We start from the raw sequence: 20,577 nt of genomic DNA, 5'->3' as shown, positions 1-20,577 counted from the left end.
ATGATTCTCATTCTAATGAAACCAACACTTTTGCTCCTTTTCTTTCACATAGTACGCCCCATTATATCATAGTTCCAGGGACTTATCAAAAAAAGTTCCAACTAAATATCTAGGGTCGAGTAGACCGCATTTTCTTCGATAAACTCACGGCGAGGACCGACTTGATCTCCCATTAGCATATCAAAAATTTTATCTGCTTCAGCCGCATCATCCACAGAAACCCTTGCCATGAGGCGATGTTCAGGGTCCATGGTTGTTTCCCACAACTGATGGTCATCCATCTCACCAAGTCCCTTATAGCGTTGTACACTTGGTTTAGACCGACCTTGAGTATAGCGGTCCAGAGCTTCCTGTAACTTAGTTTCTTGATCAGCACCTGGTTGGATGTACTCCTTAACCTCACTGCCGACTTTAACCCCATAGATTGGTGGTTGGGCGATGTAGACATAACCTGCTTCAACAACTGGTCGCATGTAACGGTAAAAGAGAGTTAAGAGTAAGGTTCTAATGTGGGCACCGTCGACATCAGCATCGGTCATAATGACTAATTTTTGGTAACGTGCCTTGCTGACATCAAACTCTGCCCCAAAGCCTGTTCCCATAGCTGTAAAGAGACTGCGGATCTCATCATTAGCCAAGATCTTATCCATGCTGGCCTTTTCAACATTAAGAATTTTACCACGGATAGGAAGGATGGCTTGAAATTCGCGATTTCGACCCGACTTAGCCGAACCGCCGGCCGAGTCCCCTTCGACAATGAAGAGTTCGTTTTGACTAGCATCATTAGAAGAACAATCGGCCAACTTACCGGGCAGATTGGAGATTTCCAGACCTGACTTCTTACGAGTAACTTCTCGGGCACGTTTAGCTGCAATCCGGGCTTTGGAAGCTAGAACCCCCTTTTCAACAATTTTTTTAGCAATCTGAGGATTTTCTAAAAGGAAGCGTGAGAAGGCTTCGCTGAAGAGGCGATTAGTAATTTTAACTACTTCCGAGTTGCCAAGTTTCGTCTTGGTTTGACCTTCAAATTGAGGATTGGGGTGTTTAACAGAAATGATTGCTGTCAAACCTTCACGGACATCTTCGCCGGAGAGATTGTCGTCCTTTTCTTTGAGTAACTTATTTTGACGGGCATAGTCATTGATAACCCGAGTTAGAGCCGTTCGAAAACCTTGCTCATGAGTTCCACCTTCATGAGTATGAATATTGTTGGCAAAACTAAGGACATTTTCGTGATAAGTCCCAGTATACTGCATAGCTACTTCTACTGAAATACCATCCATTTCGCCATCAGTATAAATAGGCTGATCAAAGAGAACCTCTTTGTTCTCATTGAGGTAGTCAACGTAACTGACAATTCCTCCTTCATAGTGGTAAACTTGACTTTGTTCCTTGCCTTCCCGCTTATCGGTAATAGAAATTTTGAGTCCCTTGTTAAGAAAGGCTAATTCTTGAATCCGCTTAGCCAGTTTATCAAAATCAAATTCAGTTGTTTCTGTGAAGATTTCTGGATCTGGTGTAAAGTGAACACTTGTCCCTGTTTTATCAGTATCTCCGATAATCTTGAGATCAGCGACAACCAAGCCGCGCTTATACTCTTGGAAATGAATTTTACCATTTTTGTAAACCTTAACTTCCAACGAGGTTGAGAGCGCATTAACAACAGAAGACCCAACACCATGAAGACCGCCAGAAACCTTGTAACCGCCTCCGCCAAATTTACCCCCAGCGTGCAAAACTGTGAAGACTGTTTCAACTGCCGGACGGCCTGTTTTTTCTTGAATATCAACCGGAATTCCCCGACCATCATCAATAACGGTAATGGAATCATCAGATTCGATAAAGACCTCAATATGACTAGCAAAACCAGCCAGCGCCTCATCGATGGAGTTATCAACAATCTCCCAAACCAAGTGGTGCAACCCTTCTTTAGAGGTTGAACCAATATACATACCAGGACGCATTCGAACAGCTTCTAGACCTTCTAGAACCTGAATTTGGCTGGCATCGTACTTTTGGGCCAATTCCTGACGCGTTTTATTTTCTTCTGTCATCTTATACTACCGTTTCTAATAATGATTTTTTTCCATCAAAGAGCAAGGCTTCAATTCCTGCTGATTGGGCTGCTTGCCGATCAATTTCTCGATCGCCAATGGCCAGAACGCTTGTCATAGCGTATTTATGTTTCAGATAAAGCATAGACTCAGGGTTGGGCTTTCTGGCAAATCCCGACTCACTGGTTACAACTTCTGTAAAATACTGGTCAATTCCTGCTTTTTTAAGGATATCTAAGACTAAATGATTTCGGTGGGAAATCATAAAATTTCGCCCACCTTGTTCAACAATCTTTGCCAACAACTCTTTAGCACCTGTAAAGAGAACCGGTTCTGCTAAAGCTTGTGCCTCACGGCTCTTATAGTGGGCCCGAAAAGCTGGTTGGTTAGGAATGAAATAAGCAATGGCTGCATCTGTCGAGATTTTCAACTTAGCATAGACCTGATCGTGATCAGCCTCTAGGCCAAACTCTCTTAAGGTTTGGCAAAATGCCTGTGCTGAGGTCTCATAATTATCGAGTAGGGTACCGCCTAAATCCCAGATATAATCGTGAAATTTCATAATCTTTATTGTAGCATATTTTGGTGTTTTTTGCACTAGATATGCCAGCTTTTCATTACTGTTCGCCTGTGGTTGGAAAGGCAAACAAAGAGCCTTGGAACTAATTCCAAGGCATCTTCTTAAATCCAATATTTATTCCAATTTTGTCGGCTCAATCCTTCATCGATCCGTCTCTCCTTAACCAAAGAGTTTTGATAGGACATAGAGAGGATCAAACCAACCCCAATTAGATTTGACATGAGTGACGATCCTCCTTTTGAAATGAAGGGCAGAGGAATCCCTGTCAGAGGAAGAACGCCGATAGCTGCTCCGATGTTTTCAAAAACGTGGAAGAGAATCATCATGATGAAACCAGTCGCAATATAGGTATTAAAGACATTATTTGATTCGATAGTAATCCGAATCATTCGGAAAATCAAAATCAAGTAGAGCAAAATCACGATCACAGCTCCAATAAAACCATAATCTTCTGCAATCACCGTGAAAATCATATCAGATTCACGCACTGGCACCGAGAGCTCTGCAACATTAAAGCCCTTTCCGAATAGGCCACCGCTGCCGATAGAAACCAATCCCTGAACCTGTTGGTAGGCAATACCAGACTCATAGCCAAAGGGATCTAACCAAGCTGCTACCCGATTAATCTTATAAGTCTCCATCCCCATGTGATAGAGCCACTCCTTACCCCAATCACTGGTAAAGATGAGGAGGAAGAGACCAAAGCCTAGGCCCGCCACCAAGATGGTGGGCAAGATCAATCGCCAAGAAACACCCGAGAGAACAATTAAACCTGCTAAAATAGCCAAAAAGACCATAGCAGTCCCCAAATCCTTTTGCAACAGTAGAAGCAAGAAAACAGGGACAGTAATACCAAAATAAATCAGAATCAGACGACCATCTTTTTGCAAAGACGGTTCTTCATCCTTATACTCGTCCTTAAACCAGACTCCCGTTCGGGCCAACATCAGAATATAGGAAATTTTCATAAATTCTGACGGCTGAAAGAGGCTGATTGAACCAATGCTGACCCAGTTTTTCGCCCCAGTAGAGGCCACCAAGGCCGGACTATAAATAAATAGAGGCAAAACCATCAGAACTAGACCTATCCCATAGAGATAGGGGGTCAATTTCCAGAGCCGTTCAACGTTGAAAAACATGACCACAAAGGCAATTACACAACCGATGACAACTCCAACGACTTGTTGAATCATAACTGATAAAATGGTCTTAGGATAATCGTGATTAGTTGCTGTATATATTGCTACCATTCCAATTAGAATTAGCAAAAAGACTGGTAAGATTACCGTATAATCAATCCGACTATCTAAAGGTCGTTTTCTTTTTCTTGGCATAGCCACACTCCTTAATACAATTACAGATAATTATAGCATGATTTCATAATAATCTCATGACCTTAAAAGACAAAATATTGTAAGATTAAGCTAGAACCTGCGACAGCAGCCCAGGTAATAAGCCCTGTAACCAAGGGCTTGTGCCCTGCTTGCTTGAATTGCTGAAAAGAAACCTTACAACCAATTCCAGATAAAGCCATAGCCATCAAGAATTGGGACAATGATTTAGCATAAGGAATCGCAAACTTAGGAAAAATCCCTACCGAAGACAGGACTGATGTTAGGACAAACCAGAGAATAAACCAAGGAAAAATCTTTTTAAAAGAAAAATTTTGCTGGCTTTTCTTAGATTGATAAAATTTAATTCCCGCCAAAATCAAACAGGCCGGCACAATCATCAAGGCACGGGCTAATTTCACGATAGTCGCAAAATCTCCTGCTTTTTGACTGTAGCTGTAACCAGCTGCTACCACTGAAGACGTATCGTTGACGGCAGTTCCTGCCCAGAGACCAAAATTGTCATCCGACATTTGCATCAAGTGACCTAGAGCTGGGAAGAGAAAGACCGCTAAAATATTGAATAAGAAAATGGTTGATATAGAGAGAGCAATTTCATCATCCTCAGCCTCTAAAATTGGTGAAGCCGCTGCAATGGCCGATCCCCCACAAATAGCCGTTCCAAACCCAATTAAAGTCTCTAAATTCTTAGGCATCTTAAGCCAATGGCCAACTAGATAAGAAACTAAAAAAGAAATCAAAATTGTCGTAATTGAAATTTTTAAGGAGGAAATTCCAGTTTTAGACACCTGCTGAATGGACATCGTAAATCCTAAGACAATAATGGAATACTGAAGAATTTTCTTCCCACTATAGGCGACTCCTGGTTCCAGAGTGTCTTTCACCCCCAGAGTATTATTAATCAAAATCCCCAAAGTAATAGCGAAGATACTTGAGCCAATTAAAGGGAAAAAGTCCCCCAAAATCATCGCAATGACCGCTAAAACTGCTGTCAGAGCAAAACCAGGTAAATAGGCCTGCAAAGTCTTCATGGCGACCTCCAAAAATATTATCGTTATTATGTTACCATTTTTAGAGTAGCAAAAAAAGTCCAAATTAGGATTGAATGTTCTTTAATCAGTCACTTCTCTTTATTTGGAACTCTCTTGCTGTTATGTTTTTTCTTTAGCCAAACATCTGATCAAAACTTGTTTTAATTAGACGAGACTTCTAGCAAGCTACGTTAAACAGCTAGTTGATATTACATAAAATGAAAGAGTTTGAGACTCCTGTCCCAAACTCATCATTTATTCAGCAACTGTATTTAGTTTCTGCCCTCTAAAGTAGAGGGTCCCAGCGATCATTATTTATCGTCTCGATTCCAGAAGTCCGTTACAGCACCCTTTGAAGCTGAGGAAACGATGTGAGCATACTTACCGAGCACACCGCGGGAATAAAGCGGTGGAATAATTGTCTCAGCCTTGCGACGTTCTAATTCTTCCTCAGAAACTTTCATAGTGATTTCCTTGGTATCTTGGTCAACGATGACAGTGTCACCAGTTCTTAAGTAAGCAATCGGACCACCATCTTGAGCCTCGGGAGCAATGTGACCGACAACCAAGCCATAGGTACCACCAGAAAAGCGTCCGTCAGTAATTAAGGCTACTTTGTCGCCTTGTCCCTTACCTACAATCATAGATGACAAAGACAACATTTCAGGCATACCGGGGCCTCCTTTAGGGCCAACATAGCGAACAACGACAACATCACCGTCAACAATATCATCATTCAGAACCGCTTCAATAGCATCTTCCTCAGAATCAAAGACCTTAGCCGGGCCTTCATGTCGGCGGACCTTAACCCCAGAAACCTTGGCAACAGCTCCTTCTGGTGCCAGATTACCATTGAGAATAATCAGAGGACCATCGGCGCGCTTAGGATTGTCAAGCGGCATGATAACCTTTTGACCAGGCGTTAAATCTGAGAAGGCTGCCAAGTTTTCAGCAACAGTCTTACCAGTACATGTCATACGATCACCATGTAAGAAACCGTTTGCTAATAGATATTTCATAACAGCAGGCACACCACCGACATTATAGAGATCTTGGAAAACGTATTGACCAGATGGTTTCAAATCAGCTAGGTGCGGAACTTTTTCCTGAATGGTATTAAAGTCTTCTAAAGTTAAGTCAACATTAGCTGCATGTGCGATAGCGAGCAAGTGAAGAGTTGAGTTAGTCGATCCACCAAGTGCCATGGTAACTGTAATAGCATCCTCAAAAGCTTCACGTGTCAAGATATCAGATGGTTTGAGGCCCAATTTAAGCATATTCACGACAGCACGACCAGCTTCTTCAATGTCCGCCTTCTTTTCAGCCGATTCAGCTGGATGTGATGAAGATCCGGGCAGACTCATTCCCAGAACTTCGATAGCTGTCGCCATCGTATTAGCCGTATACATACCACCACAGCCACCAGGGCCGGGACAGGCATTACATTCAATTTGGCGCACCTCTTCTTCAGTCATATCACCGTGATTCCAGTGACCAACTCCTTCAAAGACAGAAACTAGATCAATGTCCTTACCATCCAGATTACCCGGAGCAATAGTACCGCCATAGGCGAAGATAGCAGGGATATCCATATTTGCAATGGCAATCATGGAACCTGGCATATTTTTATCACAACCACCAATAGCCACAAAGGCATCGACATTGTGCCCCCCCATAGCAGCTTCGATAGAATCAGCAATGATATCTCGGGAAGTCAGAGAGAAGCGCATTCCTTGAGTCCCCATAGCAATACCGTCAGCAACTGTAATAGTTCCAAATTGAACCGGCCAAGCACCAGCATCTTTGACACCAACCTTGGCCAACTTACCGAAGTCGTGCAAGTGGATATTACAAGGAGTATTTTCAGCCCATGTTGAGATAACCCCAACAATCGGAGTATCAAAATCTTTATCAGTCATCCCTGTTGCCCTCAGCATAGCACGATTAGGTGACTTAACCATACTGTCATAAACAGCTGAACGATGACGGAGTTGTTTCATATCATCTGTCATAAAACTTCCTCTTCTCTATTAGATAGATAAATGAAAATAAGTCGAGACAAAACAGAGCCTCAGTTACTTCTTTTTCAGAAATCTAAAGTTACCTAGGACTAATTCCCAGAGCGATCCGCCCGAATCGACTGATGCGGGTGATTTTCCAAGCTGGCTGCCAAACGACTTCAACCGTGGCAGAATCAATCCCATCAATGGTTTTGAGGGTATCAGCCAAATCAAGCGGGAGAGTCTCTGTACAGCCACAACCAACATCGGTAAAAGTCATGACCACCCGACAGTGACCATTGTCATCTAAATTAATTTCATAAATTAGACCAAGATTATAAATATCCAGCTCAATCTCTGAATCATAAACAGTTTCTAACTTTTCAACCAACTCTTGGCTGATAGCCTTAGCACGCTCATTTAACTTGATATCATCTCGCATTAGGAATCCTCCCTTTTATTATTCTGAATTGTAGCACAATTCAGACGATTTGTCCAGATGAAAATCATTATAAATAAGCTAAAATCCCCGCTTAACCAATCCTTTTAAATACCAAAAGAGTCTGAGACAAAAGTCCAGACTCGTTAGCATTATTCTAGATTTATCAGATTAACGCAGTGGTTGGGGGTAAGACTTGTTGGCTAGCTCAAGAAGTCTTACTCCTGCACAGTTCATGAGGTTCTTTAGCACCAATGACACTGCTGATTGGCTTTTTTGTAACTGGTCACTTTTTAGTTTTACGTACCCACCTTAAACAGTCCACTGGATTGCTTAAGTACTACACATGTGATAAGTCAAACCGTTTGGGAGACTGTTTGAGAAAACCAAGGTCAACTACGTAAGTGAGATTGAAAGGCTCCATTGGGCTTTGGCAGTCTGGGAATAGACTGCCAAAGCCTGCCACCTAAAAATAGGAAAGTGGCAGAGATCTGAGTTCTAAAAAGAGAGCAGGAAAAATCAAAATCGCAATGTTATCACGACTGACTTATTAAGACCCGCTCTCTGTCTCTCTATTTTTCTAAATTGTAAGCCATCATAATTTTCCCAGCAATTCGTTCCACATCAGCAGACAGGCCTCTCATCTCATAAGTATCAAGAACGGGAAAGCCAAATTGGTCAGAATATTGATAAGCTGTTAGACAAAATTGGTTATTAAAGTTTCGATTGCCGCTTCCAATAATACCTAAACAATTTCTGGCATTGTTTCCCTTGGCAATCAGTTTGCGTAAATCTGCCGTCAGAATTTCTTGGTCGCCGTTATCAACACCATTTCCACCTTCCAGATAAGTCGGCAAAAAAGCTATATAGGGTTGATCCAAATCAGGATAAGCCTGACCTTCTTTGACTAACTCTTTGACATCTAAAGTTTCAACTGGGATATCAGCATGGTGAAAGGCAAAATAATCAACCAGCTTCTGGACAAAGGCCTTAGTATTACCACTCAGGCTAATATAGACAAACTTCAAGAAAAAAACTCCTTCTATTACAATATCTTGTGTTCGATTGTTTACTTATATACAAGATATTGTAGCACTAGGAATAAAGGAGGTCAAGCTAGAGAAAAAATAAGGCCTCGGTGCAACCGAGACCTTCTGCCAATATCCCCTGCCGGAATCGAACCAGCAACTACTCCTTAGGAGGGAGTTGTTATATCCATTTAACTAAGGAGACATATAAACTTCCTCTATTGTACCTTAGACTAAAAACGAATGCAACCCTAAGAAGCTGATTCAAGCAATTAAAACGTAAGGCAAGGCTATTCCTTTCCTGAAATCAAGTAAACGCCCTGCCACTCTTCCATTACAGCATCTGCTATCGCCAAGGCAAAATCTGCATAAGAAATAGATTTATTGAGAAAAAAATCTTCTCTTTGTGCCGAAGGATAGAGATCATAACGACCGCTTCTTACTCCTTGAGCCATGTAAACTGGCGGAGGAATCAAATAGGTCCAAGTATGATCAAAAGAGGACTCTTCCAAATAGTCTCTCAGTTTAGCATGAGCAATGCCTCTAGGCAGAGTTTGTCTTGGAAAATGTTCATCTTCCCAAAAGCGCCGACTATTGGCTAATTTTAGGGATCCAGCACCTCCAACCGTAACCAGATGAGTTTTCTTTGAGGGATTAAGAGCTTGCTGAATCCGCTGATCCAGCTGAATTAAAGCATCTTCTGATATATCTTCTCGTAGGCGAATAGCTTGAATAACAATGTCGCTGTCAATCAAAGCTTTGCGCAGACTGCAGACATCATCAATATCAATCACTGCTGTCTCTAACGCTGCCTTTAACCTAGGTAGCCGCTCCTTGTCTTCTACTTTTCTTAGGCCAGCAATGAGCTGGATAGACTTATATTTAGACAATTCTTCTATGGCCAAACTTCCCGTTCTGCCGGTTGCGCCTAATACTAATACCTTCTGCATATTATTGTTCTCCTTTAATTCCCAAAGTAAATGCTATCAGCATACTGAATAACAATATCAGTGCTAAGGTCAAAAGGGTTATTTTTTCCCCTAACAAGGTCAATAACTGAACTCCTGCAAGCGGTCCCAAACTGGCACCTAAAAACAAAGTGAAGGTATAAAAAGAAACAGCGATTCCAGCTTGTTCCTGCCCAAATTTTCCCACTAAAATAATTAAGACGGGAACAATGATTGAAATTCCGGCTACAAATAAAAGGCTCATTACAATCAACACATTGAGATAGGGATAAAAAGCAACAATAGAAAGAGATAGAAGCGAAGACAGCAAAGACAAGATGAGTACTCGTTTTATATCAAACATTTTGGCCAATTTATCCGCCAAAGGAGCAAGCATCATACCGACAATCCCTAAAGCCCTTATCCTGAAAACAACAGTCTTACTCAAATGAAGTATATGAACTGAATAGCTTTCTAAAACGGTGTAAAAAGCTACAAAGACAAACAATAAAGTGAGCGCAATCAGATAAAGTTTAGCTAAGTCCTTTTTTCTTAATACCTTCCAATACTGATGCAAAAGTTGAGAAAAATGAATTCCTTGATTTTGTTTAGAAACGGGCGAAGCGTAGGTAAATAAGATAAGAGCTGTTAATAAATAAATCATTCCAAATATATAGAAGACTGCTTGCCAATTCAGTAACTGGCTAATATAAGCACTGACAATTTGGCCTACAATCGCTGAAATCAAAAAGCTGGCACTAACAAGGCCTACAACTGTCCCCCTAAAGCCTTTTGAAAATTTCTCAGAAATATAGATAACAGCAACGGGAGCAAAACTCGATGCCGCTATCCCTTGAATCATCCGTCCCAAAATTAACCAAGACAACTGGTTCCCGAAGGGAATGATAAAAGTAACGACTGACAATAAAATCAAGCCTCCAATCATCATTCTTTTTCTACCAAATTTATTAGATAAAACTCCAACTAAAAGACAACCAAAAGCATAAGCAAAGGAAAAGCTTGTTCCTAACAAGGCTGTTTGTTCTGAACTGGCATGAAACTGCTGATTAAAAACAGACATTAAAGGAATCGTTATATAATTACTGGCGACAACTACAAGACCACACCAAAATAGTAACGTTGCTAAAATTACTTCGTTTCTGTTGACTCGATTTTCTTTCATGTCAAGCTCCTTTTTGCAACAAATAAATACTTTTGTATATAATCTACAATGATTGTAGAATAAATCTGCTTGATAGTCAAGAAAAATTGTCCTTTAACTCTCAATATTGTAAAATAGAGCTATCATCAAAACTTATATAGACTAAAAAGGGCTTGTTTTATGGAGAAAAGAAACGAAGATTACTCAGCATTATTGGATGTGGAACTCTTAAAAAAATTAGTTGTTGGTATCGGCGAAGTTTCTCGAATCACTGGTATTCCTATTCGAAAAATCCGTTATTGGGAGGAAAAAGGGATTATCCAATCTCAGAATGGTAAGGAAGGGACAACTAGACGATATGATTATATGAACATCAAAAAAATACTCTTAATTCAAGAAATGTTAGAAGAGGGATTTACTTTAGAAGCCTCTGTAAAAAAAGTTGAAAAACGTCTGTTAACTCTGAATGATATGTTCCAAAGCTTATCTAATCATTTAGAAGATAAGCCATCAAATTCTGAAGAAAAATAAAAAAACAGTCTAACAGACTGTTCAAAACATAGACAAATCTTATCTTAAATACTCTGAAATGATAAATAATATCTACTACTCTTAGAATTGTTGATAGTTCAGCATTCTAAGAGTTTTTTATCTCGCAAATAAAAAAGTTGAAGAAAATAACCATTTTCTTCAACCTAAACAGCTCAGTAAACTGTTTCTTATTTACGAACTTCTTTGATACGCGCTGCCTTACCTTGAAGAGCACGCAAGTAGTACAATTTGGCGCGACGCACTTTACCGTGACGAGTAACCTCGATCTTTTCAACACGTGGCGTGTGAACTGGGAATGTACGTTCGACACCGATACCGCTTGAAATCTTACGGACAGTATACATTTCTGAGATACCTTGACCTTTGCGTGAGATAACCACACCTTCAAAGATCTGGATACGTTCGCGGCTACCTTCGACAACCTTAGCGTGAACACGGACAGTGTCACCTGGGCGGAAGTTAGGGATGTCAGTACGCAGTTGACTTTCAGTCAAACTTTGGATTAATGGATTCATTTATTGTTCTCCTATCTTACTAATCTTAGGTGCTTGTCCCAGCGGATTAGCCGTATTTTCGTGTGTCCATTACACACATAGAATATTTTACACTATGATTAGCGTTTTTGCAAGGTGTAAATTGTATGTTTATGGCTAAAGAGAAAAGCAGCTATTGCCACAATGACAAAGTAGGGCGTATTGTCAAAACCAAATACCTCACCACCCAGTAAAATTGGAGCTAAGAGGGTATTAGTTGCTGAACCAAAGACACTGATATAACCTAGGCCCGCTGCAAGAGCTACCGGGAGATCAAAAAGGCCTGCTAGAACTGCTCCGAGACTGGCTCCTACTGCAAAAAGCGGTGTCACTTCTCCTCCTTGGAAACCAGCCGCCAGGGTAAGGACTGTCAAAACCAGTTTCAGAGCCCAATCCCAAGGATAAATCTCACCACCCAGAAGACTGTCTGAAATCAAGTTAGTTCCCAATCCTGCATAACGTCCTTGTCCAAGCATAAAAAGCAGGACTGTCAGACAGAGACTAATAATAGCAATCCGCCAATAGGGATTTTTGAAAGCGGCAGAGGCTTGTTTCTTGGTCCAGGTCAAGCTGGCTGCAAAGAGATTACCCACAAGGCCGAAGCAAAGTCCCAAGAGAAGCAATTTTACAATGATAACTGGACTCAAACCCAGATGGACAGATACTGGTACTGCAAATTTTTCCAAGCCCAGAACATGAGAAGTTTGACTGGCTACTAAAGAAGCAAGCAAGGCAGGCAAGAGGGCTGAAAAGGCCAATTCTCCAACGACTAACACTTCAAGAGCAAAGAAGGTTGCAGCCAGGGGAATTTGAAAGAGACCAGCAAAACCAGCTGCCATTCCTGTCACCAAGAAAATGCGGGAACTATTTTCCAGTGGAATAAGTTGACCAAACCAATGCGAAACCGTCGCCCCAATCTGCACAGCTACACCTTCTCGCCCAGCACTCCCACCGAAAAGATGTGTCAGCCAAGTTGCTACCATAATTAAGGGAATCAGAATTCTAGGAATACTGTCCCTTTCCTCCTGACCAACTTCAAAGATCAAGCCCATTCCTTTATCGGCTTCACCACCGAATCGCTGGTAGAGCCAGATACTAAGTAAACCGGCAAGAGCTAAAAAAGGCAGGGTCCAGACTAGGTGGTTATCCCGAAAATCACTGACAAAGACTAGGATACGCCCAAAAATCATATCAATGATTCCAATTATCAAACCGATAATGATAGCTGTCACAGCGAGCAGAGTGTTATTTTTTAGTGACTTAAGCATAAATTTCCTCCAAACTAAGAAGCCCAGAAATCGCTGTAATCTTTACTTTAGCTTTTGTGCTTGATAAGCACGAGACTCTTTCATCATATCAGCAAAGGTCGATCGGATAAAAGGTTCAAAGTCTTTGTTTTCGACTAGGCTGGATACCTTGTTTAGAACAGCTTCTTCACGTATCTGATCATAGATGGCCTTACCAGTTGCCTTTTTGTAGGCTGCAACTTGGCTGACTAAGTCCATTCGTTTTTCCATTAAGATTACTAAATTTTTATCAAGCGCGTCAATATTTTGTCGAATAGCTTCTAAATCCATACAGTCCCCCTTACAATACCATTTCAAAATACCTAAATTATAGCAAAAAGAGCCTAGTAAAACTAGACCCTCTTTTTGCTAACGACAGCTTTTACTAAGAAGTAAACTATTAAAGCCATAAGAAGCAAAATAATCAGTCTCTTGATATTTCCTTTGAGAATGGCGTCTCCACCAAAGGCATATAAACAGGAAGTGGGAAAGATTCCGACTAACACACATGGCAACCATTTTTTCAGAGGAAAGTTCAACTCAATGACTAAATAATTAACCAAAAGAGTAGGAAAGATAGGCACCATATAGCCAAGGCTAATAGCCAGATAAGGATTGGCCATTTTCTTCAAGAAGTCTAACTTTTCAGAAAAGCTTTTCTCTCGTTCTATGATAGTAATTTTAGATAAAATTTTTAAGGCTAGAAAATTTCCTAAGCTGTTAGCTATCAAATTCATCAGTAGCCCCAGCCACGGTCCAAAAACAACCCCATTGAAAACTGCAAGCACAGCATTGGACAGGAAGGGAACAGCCGACCCCAGTGCTGTCAGCAGAATCAAAACACAAAAATTAACCGCATTAGCTGACGAGAATTGACGCCCAAGAGAGAGCACCTGCTGCTCAAGATTAAAGAAACTGTTGAGATTATCTCGATAACGGAAAAGGACGAAAGACAGATAAAACAGTCCGACAACTAGACCCGAAAGGGCAATGATGCGCCGTAAACTTTGCCCTTTTAGATTTATTTTCTTAAATGACATAGGCTTATTATAGGGGATTGGTAGCCGAAATTCAAGCTAATAATCCCCGACGCTGTTAAGCTATTACAAAGAAGAGAGTGGGACAAACAGCCATGATAGCTTGGCCCTCACCCACAAAGCATTGCAATCTCTGAAGATTACGTATAAGAAATCAATCATTCGAAGAATTTGATTGTCCTCGCTCTCCTATTTAAAGCTCAGGTCTTTGCCACTTTTTTGTTTTTAGGTGGCAGGCTTTCTATCCCACCTCCGCACAGTTGGTTAGGGTAGCCGCTATCACTTGTATAGCAAGGAATAAGGATATCCAACCAATCACTGCGCCTAGAGCAAATAAAATTGACCAAATAAACAAGTCTGAGAACTTTTGTCTCAGACTCGTTAGCATTATTCTAGATTTACCAGATTGACGCAGTGGTTGGGAGTAAGACGTGTGGGCTAGGCCAAGAAATCTTATTTTTACACCGTTCATTAGGAGCTTTATTACAAATGAACCACTGCTTATTGTAGTCCGTCTTGGGACGTATTCCCATTTTCAGACGCTTCCTTAAACAGTCTGGGAGACTGTTTGAGAAAACCAAGATCAATTGTATAGAGGTGGGATTAAAATGCTTTGGTTCTACCCCGGCTCCTTGATCTTTTAACCAACCGATCCTTCCATACTCATATTGATAAGGGTATTGAGTTCAACAGCGTATTCCATCGGCAGTTCCTTGGTGATTGGATCCATAAAGCCATTGATGATCATGGCTGTGGCATCTTCCTCACTAATACCTCGGCTCATCAGATAATAGAGCTGTTCCTCAGAAACTTTGGAGACCTTAGCTTCGTGTTCCAAAGCCACATCTGAGTTATGAATTTCATTGAAAGGAATGGTGTCCGAGCTTGATTCCTCATCCATGAGAATGGTGTCACACTCGATATGGGACTTAGAACCCTTACTATTTGTTGCAAAACGAACCGTTCCGCGATAGTCAGTCCGACCGCCATCCTTGGCAACTGATTTAGAAATCAGGGTACTGGAAGTGTTCGGAGCGTTGTGGTAAACCTTGCAACCAGCATCTAGGTGCTGCCCATAGTTGGCAAAGGCCATGGACAGAACCGAACAACGGGCATGAGGGCCATTGAGAAGGGAACAAGGATATTTCATATTAACCTTACTACCAAGGTTTCCATCAATCCACTCCAGCGTACCGTTTTCTTCAACGATTCCCCGCTCGGTTACTAGATTATAAACATTATCCGACCAGTTCTGCATAGTCGTATAGCGGAAGGAAGCATCGCGCTTAACCACAATTTCCACACTGGCAGCATGCAAGCTGTTAGTCGTATATGATGGTGCTGTACAGCCTTCGATATATTGGATAGAAGCTCCTTCATCAACAATCATGAGGGAACGTTCAAACTGACCAGCATTTTCGCTGTTAATTCGGAAATAGGTCTGCACCGGCATCGGACACTGAACTCCCTTTGGAACATAGATAAAGGTGCCACCTGACCAAACTGCCCCATTGAGAGCAGCAAATTTATGTTCAGCATTGGAAATGACTGTACCGAAATATTCTTTGAAGAGCTCTGGATACTGCTGCAAAGCCGTATCGGTATCGGTAAAGACAATACCCAGCTTTTCAAACTCTTCCTTCATATTGTGGTAAACCACTTCAGATTCATATTGGGCAGCAGCACCTGACAGATACTGCTTTTCGGCCTCAGGAATTCCCAAACGGTCAAAGGTTTCCTTAATTTTATCAGGCACCTCTTCCCAAGAACGGGAACGATCCTTGGATAGCTTTTGATAGTAGATAATATCATCAAAATTGATACCTGATAGGTCAGGACCCCACTCAGGCATAGGAAGCTTATGAAAGAGCTCCAAGGACTTGAGCCGATAGTCTAACATCCAATCTGGTTCATTTTTAACTCGAGAAATTTCTCGAACGACTTCCTCAGTCAAGCCCTTACCTGTTGAAACTAGGGCGCTGACATCATCGTGGAAACCAAAAGCGTAATCTCTATTCTTAGCCATATTTCCTCCATCTATCTGGAAAGGCTGGCGCAAAAGTCACCAGCTGTAATAATTTTTAACTTTGGTAGTTTAACTTTGTAGTTGACTAGTGACGATAAGCTCAATGATTTAGTATTTAGCCTATCTCAGGCCAACGAAAGTAATTGTTGAATGCTTTACTAAATAAACAGTTTGAGGAGCTGTTTGAAAATTTCACAATCAACTGCGCAGAGGTAAGGTTTTTCAGCAGTTTTGCTATACTGATAACCCCCACTCGCTTAAAAATCTACACTGAGTCTGGGACAAAAGTCCAGACTCGTTAGCATTGTTCTAGATTTACTAGATTGACGCAGTGGTTGGGAGTAAGACTGGTTGGCTATGTCAAGAAGTCTTACCCCTGCACAGTTCATTAGGTGCTTTAGCACCAATGAACCACTGCTGATTGGCTTTTCTGTAACTGGACACTTCTTAATTTTAAGCATCTACCTGAAACAGTCCACTGGACTGTTTGAAAAACCAATATCAACTGTGCGGAGGCGGGATTGAAATGCTCCAGTGAACTTTGGCAGTCTGGGCATAGACTGCCAAAGTCTGCCACCTAAAAACAAAAAAGTGCCAAAGATCTGAGCCTTAAATGGGAGAGCGAGGAAAATCAAAGTCGTGATTTTATCACGATTTACTGATTGAGTCCCGCTCTCTTTTCATTATAACCTCTTTGCAAGGAATTTTCACGAAAAAGGAACCGACAATTTCTAACCGATTCCTCTACTACTATTTGCACTCTTTGAAAATCAAAATGATACGCCATTGACTTCAACTCGCTCTATTTGCGGGAAGAGCTCTGCCGTCCATTTTCAAAACCTCAAAAAGTTTCCTTAAGCCTTTTCGCTATCCACATCTATACTGATTTTCTTTGAGTATTAACCTAATTTGGCTGACATTGCTTGGGCAAAGGCTTCGAGATTTTCAATATCTTCGTCTTCTGCTGCTAGGTCAACCTTGACAGAATTAGCTCCCTTGGTAGCACCTGTCAAAGCAAATTGGTCTTCAAACTCATCAACAGATTTACAAAAATAATCATAGAAGGTATCCCCTGAACCGACTACACCAAAGATCTTGCCAGTTAAATCAACATCAGCTAAATCTTCGTAGAAATCAACGATCTCATCGGGCAGGTCGCCGTCTCCATAGGTGTAGGTAGCAACAATAGCCATATCAGCATCTTCAAAATCAGCGGCATCGACAGTGGTACACTCGTCCACATCAACCGTGTGTCCCAATTCCTCTAATTTCTCTGCCACGATATCCGCAATTTCTTCGGTATTGCCTGTCATACTTGCATAAACAATTTTAGCTAAAGCCATAGTTTCCTCCAAATAATCATTGAGATGATTATAGCACATTAGAGAACTTTTTAATAGACGCAAATCTTATAAATACGGCTGATAAGCTCCTTTTAGCTTTTTAAATAAATGTTCTTTCTCTTCTTGACTAGTAAAGGCGGCTGAGATTGCATTTTGATTGAAGGTCAGAAAATCAGCAGGGCTGGCTGCAAAGTAACGGTTAAAAAGCTCATATTCCTTGGTTAAATTAGTGTCAGAAACCGTCCGATTATCGGTATTAATAGTAATCTTAGCACCTGCTTTGAGGAGCTCCTGATAAGGATAATCAGCCAAACTAGGAACAGCCTTGGTTTGGAGATTGCTGGTCAGGCAAAGCTCAGCCGTCGCTCCCTCCCTAACAAATTCAGTAATAATCTCTGGATGATGGGTGATAGCTGCCGCATGGCCCATTCGCGTGATACCCAGTTCTAAGGTTTGAACAATATGGTGGGGACAGCCACACTCACCAGCATGTAGGGTCAAGGGGTAGCCCAGTTCTTGAACCTTTTTGATGAGCTTTTCGATTTTGGCAGGTGGAAAAGCATGCTCATCTCCTGCAAAATCAAAACCAGCTAAGCCTTGGGGAGCTAAGTCTGCAACTTCTGATAGAATTTCCCAAGTCAACTCAGGATCCGATTGCCGCATGCCACAAACTATAGCCTTACTGACAATGCCAAACTCTTCATGAGCCTGCTTCAGACCTGCTAAGACAGCCTTGACTGTCTGACTGGCTGTTAAGCCTTGATCCATAGATAATTCAGGAGCAAAACGAATTTCACTATAAATGACATTTTCTTTAGCCTGCTGACGAGCCACGTCATAAGCTGCCAATTCCAGAGCCTCTTGAGTCTGTAGGAGCGGGCGGATAACATCAAAAGTCTTCAGATAATCCATTAGATTTTGGCAATGTTCTGGAGCCGTCACTAAGCTCCTTAGCTCCTGATCAGATTCTGGAATGTCAATTTCGGCCATTTGGGCCAACTGTCGAATAGCATCTAAAGATAAGGAACCATCCAAATGGCAGTGCAGTTCTGTCTTAGCTAGTGATTGAAACATGTCTAATCTCCTTTAAAATATTTTTCCTATCTTATCACAACTAAGCAAAAATTCAAGACCTAGATCGATCAATTTTTTGAAATCATGCTCGTATTTTGGTAGCATAAGGCCATAACTAAAATAATTGGAGGTAAGACCATGTCTGACTACAAACTGCCTGAAGTTTGGGAAAATCCATCTAGTATTGGTGGCGCTTGGGGATCGATCAATCAACCGACTGCTGGAGCTCGCTTCGAGCAAACACTGCCTAAAGGAGAACAGCCTTTTCAGCTCTATTCTCTGGGAACACCTAATGGCATTAAAGCCACTATCATGTTTGAGGAATTAAAAGAGTTAGGTGTCAGGGAAGCCGGCTATGACCTCTTTAAAATTTCCATCAGTGATGGTGACCAATTTGGCTCTGATTTTGTTGCTATCAATCCTAACTCAAAAATTCCTGCCCTTTTAGATTTATCTGGAGAAAGTCCTGTTCGTGTCTTTGAATCAGCTAATATCCTGCTCTACTTGGCTGAAAAATTTGATCAGCTCATTCCAAAAGATCCAGCTGAGCGCAATGAAGTTCTTAACTGGCTCTTCTGGCAAACAGGGGCTGCTCCTTTCTTGGGTGGCGGTTTTGGGCACTTCTTCCACTACGCGCCTGAAAAAATCGAATATGCCATTAATCGCTTTGCTATGGAAGCCAAGCGTCAGCTAGACCTTCTTGATAAGGAATTAGCCAAGAAACCTTATATTGCGGGCGACACCTATACTATTGCTGATATCGCCATCTGGTCTTGGTATGGCCGCTTGGCTCAAGATAAAATCTGGGATCGTGCAGGAATCTTTCTCAATGTCACAGAATACAAAAATCTACAGGCATGGACAAAGAAAATTGCGGAACGTCCAGCTGTTAAACGCGGCTTAACAGCTGAGTATAAAGAAATAAAATAAGACGATTTTAAAAGGTACTGGGCTTATTTAGCATGGTACCTAATTTTTTGCTTAACCACCAATCAGATACGGAATTACCTCTTTAAGCGGATTAACCAAATCCAAGTTAGAAAATGGGTGTCTATCTATTCCAAAAGCTCACAACTTTCTATACCTTCCTTTTCCCAAAAATTCAATAATACCTTGGTCACGTAATACTTGCAATTGTTGTCGAATTTTTTCTCTAATATGGTGATTGTCCGGATACTTTTGTTTAAAGTCTGCTTCGAAAGTATATATGTCTTTTAGCGTAAATTCATCATCAGAAATTTTATCCAAACATTTTAGCATTTCTAATAGCCATCCCCTCTTATCAGCGGATTGCTGGCGTAAAAACAAAGTTTTCTGAAATTTCTCCTGAACTAAATCAGGATTTATCACTCTTCCATTATTGACTAGAAAAATTTTCCCGCTTTCTGATATTTTACTCATATCAATGGTACAACCAACCCATCCAGCTCGTTTAGCATTTGGAGATAAGGGCTTACGCTTTATAATTATTTCAGGAGTGAAAAAGTGCTTAGGTATGACGATGAAATTACTAACGGTCATTTCCTTGGTATGATTTAAAAAGAAAAAATTTGGATTATTGTTTGACCTAATTTTGGCTATCATCGTCTGATAAGCTCCATCTACGATAGTTGATGAAAACTTTCCATTTTTGCTTTTGAGTTCGAATTCTTCTGCACAGGAAGCACACCAAAAGTCTGCGACTGGACGGTTATTTTCAAATTTCTGTACTGGGCTACAGCCACAATTGGGACAATAAATATTACGGGCTACCCAAGTTTCAGTCAGCACTCTGGCTTTTTGAGATTTGCTTTTATAAGCATTTGCTATACTTAAATCAAATGATAAATCCATTCATCAACCTCTTTATATTTTATATCGTACATCAAACTTAAGCTAAACGTAACGGAGAAGAAAGCACAGCTGTAGGAACTTCGCTTTTCCTACATTGTCCTTACATTTGAATGTCGACATTTCGTGTAAAGGCTTCAATATCTCATCTTGGCGATGTTAATCAGCAACTCTTACCAGTTCGTAACAGCATCAAACCAACTGATGTGAGTACTATAACAATCACTATTTGTAAGGAATCGATGGCTATACTGCTCTTATTTCTCACCTCTTTGATATTTTACCAATTATACCAAATTCATT

The 20,577-nt window shown here is 41.0% G+C and carries 19 protein-coding genes and 1 tRNA gene; 2 read left to right on the top strand and 18 right to left on the bottom strand.

Annotated elements, in window-relative coordinates; all coding sequences use genetic code 11:
* Positions 1 to 101: 101 nt before the first annotated feature.
* From gyrB to G7Y32_RS02705, 10 genes are all read right to left on the bottom strand, one after another.
* Positions 102 to 2,054, bottom strand: a complete 1,953-nt coding sequence (gene gyrB, locus G7Y32_RS02750) for a DNA topoisomerase (ATP-hydrolyzing) subunit B (protein ID WP_165210289.1) — start codon at positions 2,052 to 2,054, stop codon at positions 102 to 104.
* Position 2,055: 1 nt separating this feature from the next.
* Complete coding sequence (locus G7Y32_RS02745) at positions 2,056 to 2,616, bottom strand: HAD-IA family hydrolase (protein ID WP_165210286.1); 561 nt, start codon at positions 2,614 to 2,616, stop codon at positions 2,056 to 2,058.
* A 119-nt stretch (positions 2,617 to 2,735) separates the two neighbouring features.
* The gene (locus tag G7Y32_RS02740; protein WP_165210283.1) at positions 2,736 to 3,968 is read right to left on the bottom strand and encodes an FtsW/RodA/SpoVE family cell cycle protein; all 1,233 of its coding nucleotides are present in this window, start codon (positions 3,966 to 3,968) and stop codon (positions 2,736 to 2,738) included.
* 62 nt (positions 3,969 to 4,030) lie between these two features.
* Entirely contained in the window at positions 4,031 to 5,017 is a 987-nt protein-coding gene (locus tag G7Y32_RS02735) for a YeiH family protein (protein ID WP_165210280.1), read from the bottom strand.
* Positions 5,018 to 5,328: 311 nt separating this feature from the next.
* Positions 5,329 to 7,029: a dihydroxy-acid dehydratase gene (ilvD, locus tag G7Y32_RS02730; RefSeq protein ID WP_165210277.1), complete on the bottom strand. Its 1,701-nt coding sequence runs from the start codon at positions 7,027 to 7,029 to the stop codon at positions 5,329 to 5,331.
* A gap of 88 nt (positions 7,030 to 7,117) precedes the next feature.
* Complete coding sequence (locus G7Y32_RS02725; RefSeq protein ID WP_165210274.1) at positions 7,118 to 7,459, bottom strand: metal-sulfur cluster assembly factor; 342 nt, start codon at positions 7,457 to 7,459, stop codon at positions 7,118 to 7,120.
* Positions 7,460 to 8,028: 569 nt separating this feature from the next.
* Entirely contained in the window at positions 8,029 to 8,484 is a 456-nt protein-coding gene (nrdI, locus tag G7Y32_RS02720) for a class Ib ribonucleoside-diphosphate reductase assembly flavoprotein NrdI (RefSeq protein ID WP_165210271.1), read from the bottom strand.
* A 133-nt stretch (positions 8,485 to 8,617) separates the two neighbouring features.
* A tRNA-Arg gene (locus G7Y32_RS02715) sits at positions 8,618 to 8,689 on the bottom strand.
* A gap of 85 nt (positions 8,690 to 8,774) precedes the next feature.
* A complete protein-coding gene (locus G7Y32_RS02710; RefSeq protein WP_165210268.1) occupies positions 8,775 to 9,434 on the bottom strand; it encodes an NAD(P)-dependent oxidoreductase in 660 nt (219 codons plus the stop codon).
* A 1-nt stretch (position 9,435) separates the two neighbouring features.
* Positions 9,436 to 10,614 carry an MFS transporter gene (locus G7Y32_RS02705; RefSeq protein WP_165210265.1) on the bottom strand — a complete coding sequence of 393 codons (1,179 nt, stop codon included), beginning with the start codon at positions 10,612 to 10,614 and terminating at the stop codon, positions 9,436 to 9,438.
* A gap of 159 nt (positions 10,615 to 10,773) precedes the next feature.
* On the opposite strand from G7Y32_RS02705, the gene G7Y32_RS02700 reads away from it, so the two are divergent.
* Positions 10,774 to 11,124 carry a MerR family transcriptional regulator gene (locus G7Y32_RS02700; protein ID WP_165210263.1) on the top strand — a complete coding sequence of 117 codons (351 nt, stop codon included), beginning with the start codon at positions 10,774 to 10,776 and terminating at the stop codon, positions 11,122 to 11,124.
* Positions 11,125 to 11,312: 188 nt separating this feature from the next.
* On the opposite strand, the gene rplS is transcribed toward G7Y32_RS02700, so the two are convergent.
* From rplS to add, 7 genes are all read right to left on the bottom strand, one after another.
* Positions 11,313 to 11,660 carry a 50S ribosomal protein L19 gene (gene rplS, locus G7Y32_RS02695; RefSeq protein WP_165210260.1) on the bottom strand — a complete coding sequence of 116 codons (348 nt, stop codon included), beginning with the start codon at positions 11,658 to 11,660 and terminating at the stop codon, positions 11,313 to 11,315.
* Between the two features lie 98 nt (positions 11,661 to 11,758).
* Positions 11,759 to 12,946 (bottom strand): chloride channel protein, encoded by a 1,188-nt coding sequence (locus G7Y32_RS02690; protein WP_165210257.1) that lies wholly within the window; start codon positions 12,944 to 12,946, stop codon positions 11,759 to 11,761.
* 42 nt (positions 12,947 to 12,988) lie between these two features.
* Positions 12,989 to 13,255 carry a chorismate mutase gene (locus tag G7Y32_RS02685; protein ID WP_165210254.1) on the bottom strand — a complete coding sequence of 89 codons (267 nt, stop codon included), beginning with the start codon at positions 13,253 to 13,255 and terminating at the stop codon, positions 12,989 to 12,991.
* A 62-nt stretch (positions 13,256 to 13,317) separates the two neighbouring features.
* A complete protein-coding gene (locus G7Y32_RS02680; protein ID WP_165210251.1) occupies positions 13,318 to 14,004 on the bottom strand; it encodes a VTT domain-containing protein in 687 nt (228 codons plus the stop codon).
* 637 nt (positions 14,005 to 14,641) lie between these two features.
* Entirely contained in the window at positions 14,642 to 16,027 is a 1,386-nt protein-coding gene (gene sufB / locus G7Y32_RS02675) for a Fe-S cluster assembly protein SufB (RefSeq protein ID WP_165210248.1), read from the bottom strand.
* Positions 16,028 to 16,926: 899 nt separating this feature from the next.
* Positions 16,927 to 17,370: a flavodoxin gene (locus tag G7Y32_RS02670; RefSeq protein WP_165210245.1), complete on the bottom strand. Its 444-nt coding sequence runs from the start codon at positions 17,368 to 17,370 to the stop codon at positions 16,927 to 16,929.
* Positions 17,371 to 17,436: 66 nt separating this feature from the next.
* Complete coding sequence (gene add, locus G7Y32_RS02665; RefSeq protein ID WP_165210242.1) at positions 17,437 to 18,444, bottom strand: adenosine deaminase; 1,008 nt, start codon at positions 18,442 to 18,444, stop codon at positions 17,437 to 17,439.
* Between the two features lie 138 nt (positions 18,445 to 18,582).
* Here add and yghU point away from each other — a divergent pair, with 138 nt between their 5' ends.
* On the top strand, positions 18,583 to 19,374 hold the full coding sequence (yghU, locus tag G7Y32_RS02660; protein ID WP_165210239.1) for a glutathione-dependent disulfide-bond oxidoreductase: 792 nt from the start codon (positions 18,583 to 18,585) through the stop codon (positions 19,372 to 19,374).
* 138 nt (positions 19,375 to 19,512) lie between these two features.
* On the opposite strand, the gene G7Y32_RS02655 is transcribed toward yghU, so the two are convergent.
* Positions 19,513 to 20,277 (bottom strand): DpnI domain-containing protein, encoded by a 765-nt coding sequence (locus G7Y32_RS02655; protein ID WP_165210236.1) that lies wholly within the window; start codon positions 20,275 to 20,277, stop codon positions 19,513 to 19,515.
* Between the last annotated feature and the right edge of the window lie 300 nt (positions 20,278 to 20,577).

The organism is Streptococcus tangpeifui (assembly GCF_011038795.1).
GTDB classification, from domain to species: Bacteria; Bacillota; Bacilli; order Lactobacillales; family Streptococcaceae; genus Streptococcus; species Streptococcus tangpeifui.
This window is presented reverse-complemented; position numbering and strand designations above follow the sequence as displayed.